The following is a 5,356-nucleotide window of genomic DNA, read 5'->3' as shown; positions in this document are numbered from 1 at the left end:
CTCAAAACGTTAATCAATACGATTATATCAACGTTTACAGACATTCAAGAATTATTTCTTGGATGTCTTTTTTGTTTCAAAAAATCAAAGTTCACCCCAAAATTCACCCCATATTCACCCCATCAATTTTTTAAACTACGAAAAGCAATATCACCTACAGTCTGATTGACTTTATCTTTGATATTAACGTAAGTTTTTGTAATCTCTTTATCACTATGAGTAAGAGCTTCTGAGAAGGCTTCAAGAGAAACACCTGCTTGTTTAGCAAGAGTAGCACCAGTATGTCTTAGTTTGTGTGGTGATGCTGGTGCTAATTCGGGATGTCTTCGTCTGACTGATTTCATCTTGATAAAACTTAAAATTTTTCTAATTATAACGAAGCATAGTCAAAAAGCTATGACCTCTATATTCACAAAAAAATCCAGACCAATACTAGTCCAGATTTCTTGTCTATTAAACATTCTTTTCAAAGAATGGAAGAACGGCTGTAACGGCTTTGTCAACGCAATTATTTAACTGTGAGAATCCGACGCACATAAATTTTAAATGGCGTCTCAGTCACATTTAAATTTATGAGACGCTTAGACGTTAGGCTTTCAATTTGTCAAATTTTGCTTTGACATTTGCCTTGAATTCTTCAAGTTTAGCCTTGCGTTCGGCTTTACGTTCAGCCTTCATTTGTGCACGTGCCTGGTTGTAGAGGTCTTCTTGGACTTGCAGAGCTGCTTCGATTTCGGCTACGACGGTTGCTACATCCCAACGCACGATTTGGGTGTCGTACTTGGTGAAGTAAGCATCGATGACTGCTTCGTTGTCTTCTTGCACCAAGGCAACAACGGCTGTTTCACCGTTAGTCAATTTTTGAGAAACAACGTCAATCAGGCCAGCTTCTGCCGTATCAACGGTAGCACCAGCAACCAAACCATTGAGGCTACCAATACCATAACCAAACAAGACGCCGATAGGACCACCCAAAAGCCCGATAACTGCACCGAGCAAGCCACCTTCTAGGGTTGCATCCGTCGTTGAATCTTCAAAGTCATAGCGTTCTTTTTCAACGATGTGACCGTTTTCATTTTTGACCAAGGCGATTTGAGCAACCTTGGTCGTCTGAGTTTGGCGGAAAGCCTTCAAATCCGCAAAGGACTGATAAGCTTCGCTTTCAGTGTTAAAGACTGAAACTACTAGGTTTTCCATAGTTAGTACCTCTTTTCTAAATATATACGTTCATTATAATACAGTTTCAATCACTTTTCAATCATTTTAGTGCGACATTTTAATTGATATGTCGCGTTTATCAGCGTCAAAGAACAGTTTCAGGCAGCGGTATATCTTTGCCATATCCCAGCCCAGACACTCTGGCGACTCTGAGTGATTATCAAGAAAGGCGTCCAGCAACATCTTAAAGCCTCCCGTGCAAAAAGTAAATAAATAGTGTTTTTCCTGTATGCCTGTCACACGGCTAAAAGACCGCTTGACCAAATCTTCCAGAAAATTATAGCAGATATTATGTACCAGCTCTGTGTAGCGAGTCTGATGAGCGTGCCGAATCACATCGACACTTTTATAGAATCTGCCAACTGTTTCCTTATGGTCGAATCCTTGAAAGAAGTCGCTTTATTCGTCGGTCAAGACAATTAATTTGGCTGGTGCAACTGATTCGCCAAGCTATGAACAAGCAATTATTACCTTTTGAAAGCAAAAATGGCAATTATGAAGGTGAAGCTACTCAGGTCTTAGTTCTTCTATCCAATTACTATGCAGACAAAAAACTATTTGATGAAAATACAGATGAATATGGAAATATCTTGATTTTAAAGGATTCATCCATCATTTCTAAATTATCGGCTATCCCAGATTTATTAAAAAGGGGATCTAGTAGGTAACAATAATATCGAATATATCAAAGTACGCAATATTAGGATTTCTTCAGAGGTTGAGTTAGAGTCAGATGTTGATGGGGATAAGTCGGATAATCTGCCAATAGATATAAAAATACTAGAAAACAGGCTTGAAAAAGGCTCGTAAAGCTAGCCAGTTCTCTAAACGTTAATTCGTTGCTGGACAGCAGAATACAAACGAAAACACTTTGCATCTTGCAAGGTGTTTTTTTCTATGAGAACTGGCGGTGCGCAATTAGGATAGCTCTAGCGACTTTAGTCGCATAGAGATATGCTATGCACAGTTGCCTCAAGAAAACAATGCTTCTTGGTCCACCCTGTTAGACAAGCTTCAAAACCAAGGAATCCAACAGGTTTCTCTTGTAGTGACTGATGGCTTCAAGGGGCTTGAGCAGATTATCAGTCAGGCTTATCCATTAGCCAAGCAACAACGTTGCTTAATTCATATTAGTCGAAATCTAGCTAGTAAAGTGAAACGAGCAGATAGAGCGGTTATTCTGGGGCAATTTATAATGATTTATCGTGCTGAAAATTTAGAAATGGCAGGACAAGCTTTAGAGGACTTTCTCGCCGAATGGAAACCAAAGTATAGGAAAGTCATGGAAAGTCTGGAGAAGACGGATAATCTTTTAACTTTTTATCAGTTTCCCTACCAGATTTGGCACAGCATGTATTCGACAAACCTCATTGAGTCTCTTAACAAAGAAATCAAACATCAAACGAAAAAGAAGGTTCTTTTTCCTAATGAGGAGGCTCTGGAACGTTACTTAGTTACGTTGTTTGAAGATTATAATTTCAAGCAAAGTCAACGAATCCATAAAGGGTTTGGTCAATGTTCTGATACACTTGAAAGCTTATTTAATTAACACTCCGTAACTCTACTTAAGTGTTTACACATAATTATTGACAGTATCAAAAAATAAAGTATATTGTTTTCATCATAATATAATTAAATATCAGTATAGAGAATTTTATCTATATATCAGATATCAGCAATTGCTTTTGCTGTCATTTTTCGCTACAATAGTTACAAGGAGGAAATAAACATGTTAAAAGAAGTATTAAACGTCGCAAAAGTTGCGAAAAAATCATCTCTCTTCTTAGGAGGGGTAGCATTTGGGACGCTTGGCTTGAAAGTCTTAGCAAGTAAAGAAGCTAAGAAAGGCTATTCTAAGGCCTTGGCTAAAGCTTACAAATTGAAAGATGGACTGGATGCATCTGTTTCTGTTGTAAAACAACACGGTGATGATGTTTTACAAGACGCTAAATATTTATACGAACAGGAAAAGAAAGAAGAACAATTAGATAGCCTGACAGGTGAATAATATGTCTTTTAAAGTGCTACACAGAGGATATCAACATATCCGATTATCGTCCTCGTTTTCACTGACCTTGGATATTCAAGATTATCTTCGTTCCTTGGCTAAAGATGAAAAAGGGATCGACTCTATTCAGTTTTATATGGATCAGCAGCACTTTACTCTACGTATGAAAGAAGGCTTCTCTGTATTAGAAAATGCAGAGGCCTTTTTAAAAAAAATTGACAAGGGGAAAGTTTCGGACTTGATGACTCTTCCCATTCGTAGAGAAGAGAGTGCTTATTCAATTGTATCGGGTGCAGCGATTAAGCGTTTGCTGTTTCGAAGTTTTGTACCCTACCCTATTCGTTATATTTGGACTTGTTATCAGGCTTTGGGTTATGTCAAAGAAGCCTATCAAACTTTAGCGCGCAAGGAACTAACCATGGAGGTCTTGGACTGTTCGGCCATTTTGTTGTCCTTGTTTATGAACCAATCCAAGACAGCTAGCAACATCATGTTTATGCTTGATTTGGGTAATCATCTGGATCAGTGGTCTTTAAAAAAAACAGCAACAGATTTGGAACAAAGCCTTCTTGCTAAAGAAAGTGATGTTTTCTTAGTGCGGGGAGACATGGTCATCAGCATCAAGAGTTCTGATGTTCAAGTAGGTGATGTATTAGTTGTCTCCCAAGGTAATGAAATCTTGTTTGACGGCCAAGTGGTTTCAGGATTAGGCATGGTCAATGAGAGTTCCTTGACTGGAGAGAGCTTCCCTGTTGAAAAGAAAGAGGGAGATTCTGTATGTGCGAATACTGTTTTGGAAACAGGAGAGTTAAGAATTCGTGTGACTGATAATCAGATAAACAGTCGTATTTTGCAACTCATCAATCTGATGAAAAAATCTGAAGAGAGTAAGAAGACAAAACAACGTCATTTTATTAGGATGGCAGACAAGGTTGTAAAATATAACTTCTTAGGTGCTGGTTTGACTTATCTGTTAACAGGTTCGTTTTCAAAAGCCATTTCCTTTTTATTGGTGGATTTTTCATGTGCTCTAAAAATATCCACACCTGTAGCCTACCTTACGGCCATAAAGGAAGGTCTAAATCGAGAAATGGTTATTAAAGATGGTGATGTATTAGAAAAATATCTGGAAGTGGATACTTTCTTGTTTGATAAAACGGGTACCATCACGACGAGTTATCCTTTGGTTGAAAAGGTTCTTCCTTTCGGAGATTATACTGAGAAAGATATTTTAAGAATAAGTGCATGTTTGGAGGAACATATCTATCATCCTATTGCCAATGCAATTGTTAAACAAGCTGAAATTGAAGGCATTGAACACGAAGAAATGCATGGCAAGCTTCAGTATGTTGCAAGCAAAGGGATTAAATCGCAAATTGATGGTCAATCGGTTGTCATTGGAAATTATGTACTAATGCAAGACGAACAGGTAAGAATTAGTTCTGAGCAGCTGGCCTTGATTGAGCAATATAAGACTCATTACAATTTATTGTTTTTGGCTTATAAGAAAGAATTAATTGGGATGTTTTGTATCCACACTCCCTTGAGAAGCGAGGCGAAAGTTGCATTGAAAAAGCTAAAGCGCCAAGGGAAAAAACTGATTCTGGCAACTGGTGATACGTTGGCTAGAACAGAAGAGTTGGTTAAAGATCTGCCATTTGACAACGTTTATACTGATTTAAAACCAGATGGTAAGTTTCAGTTGGTTCAGGAATTACAGAAAGCTGGCCGAACTATTTTGATGGTTGGAGACGGGTTAAACGACTCTGCTGCCTTGACGCTTGCAGATATTGGGGTTGTGATGAATGAAAGTGCTGATATTTCTAAGCAGATGAGTGATATTTTATTATTAGATAATCGTTTAGATTTCTTCGAGGAATTGAATTCTTTATCTGAATCGTTGCAGAAATTAATTCAAAGAAATATTCAAGAAACAGTTGTAATAAATGGAAGTTTAATTGGATTTGGGTTGTTAAATTGGTTAAGCCCATCTAATCTTTCGATATTGCACAATCTGACTACTTTAAGAATCGTCCTTCGTAGTCTTTCTATTAAAAGTAGGTAAGAGACCGAGAAGCTGAGGTTATAAAAACTAAAAGGAGTTGTCTCATTTGAGAATAACGGCTCTTT

At 37.7% G+C, this 5,356-nt stretch carries 4 protein-coding genes and 3 pseudogenes; 5 read left to right on the top strand and 2 right to left on the bottom strand.

Translation table 11 applies throughout. The annotated features are described in order from the left end of the window. Window positions 1-122 precede the first annotated feature (122 nt). Together RWZ99_RS08645 and RWZ99_RS08640 are read right to left on the bottom strand one after the other, a co-directional pair. On the bottom strand, window positions 123-344 hold the full coding sequence (locus tag RWZ99_RS08645; protein ID WP_002893762.1) for a tyrosine-type recombinase/integrase: 222 nt from the start codon (window positions 342-344) through the stop codon (window positions 123-125). Between the two features lie 244 nt (window positions 345-588). After that, complete coding sequence (locus RWZ99_RS08640; protein WP_314678093.1) at window positions 589-1,197, bottom strand: DUF1269 domain-containing protein; 609 nt, start codon at window positions 1,195-1,197, stop codon at window positions 589-591. A 350-nt stretch (window positions 1,198-1,547) separates the two neighbouring features. On the opposite strand from RWZ99_RS08640, the pseudogene RWZ99_RS08635 reads away from it, so the two are divergent. From RWZ99_RS08635 to RWZ99_RS08615, 5 genes and pseudogenes are all read left to right on the top strand, one after another. Further along, a pseudogene (locus RWZ99_RS08635) lies at window positions 1,548-1,691 on the top strand (IS982 family transposase); the annotation flags it as partial. Between the two features lie 3 nt (window positions 1,692-1,694). Continuing rightward, window positions 1,695-2,028: pseudogene (locus RWZ99_RS08630) on the top strand (diacylglycerol kinase family lipid kinase); the annotation flags it as partial. A 148-nt stretch (window positions 2,029-2,176) separates the two neighbouring features. Next, window positions 2,177-2,767, top strand: a pseudogene (locus RWZ99_RS08625) (transposase); the annotation flags it as partial. Window positions 2,768-2,947: 180 nt separating this feature from the next. Then, on the top strand, window positions 2,948-3,226 hold the full coding sequence (locus RWZ99_RS08620) for a DUF6110 family protein (protein WP_002893755.1): 279 nt from the start codon (window positions 2,948-2,950) through the stop codon (window positions 3,224-3,226). 1 nt (window position 3,227) lies between these two features. Next, a complete protein-coding gene (locus RWZ99_RS08615) occupies window positions 3,228-5,291 on the top strand; it encodes a heavy metal translocating P-type ATPase (RefSeq protein WP_002893754.1) in 2,064 nt (687 codons plus the stop codon). Window positions 5,292-5,356: the final 65 nt, after the last annotated feature.

This window comes from uncultured Streptococcus sp. (genome assembly GCF_963545685.1).
In the GTDB taxonomy this organism is placed as follows: domain Bacteria; phylum Bacillota; class Bacilli; order Lactobacillales; family Streptococcaceae; genus Streptococcus.
This window is presented reverse-complemented; position numbering and strand designations above follow the sequence as displayed.

Excerpts from the sequence above, each read along its gene's own strand:
- RWZ99_RS08645 (WP_002893762.1), bottom strand. The coding sequence starts at position 344 with ATGAAATCAGTCAGACGAAGACATCCCGAATTAGCACCAGCATCACCA.
- RWZ99_RS08640 (WP_314678093.1), bottom strand. The coding sequence starts at position 1,197 with ATGGAAAACCTAGTAGTTTCAGTCTTTAACACTGAAAGCGAAGCTTAT.
- RWZ99_RS08620 (WP_002893755.1), top strand. The coding sequence starts at position 2,948 with ATGTTAAAAGAAGTATTAAACGTCGCAAAAGTTGCGAAAAAATCATCT.
- RWZ99_RS08615 (WP_002893754.1), top strand. The coding sequence starts at position 3,228 with ATGTCTTTTAAAGTGCTACACAGAGGATATCAACATATCCGATTATCG.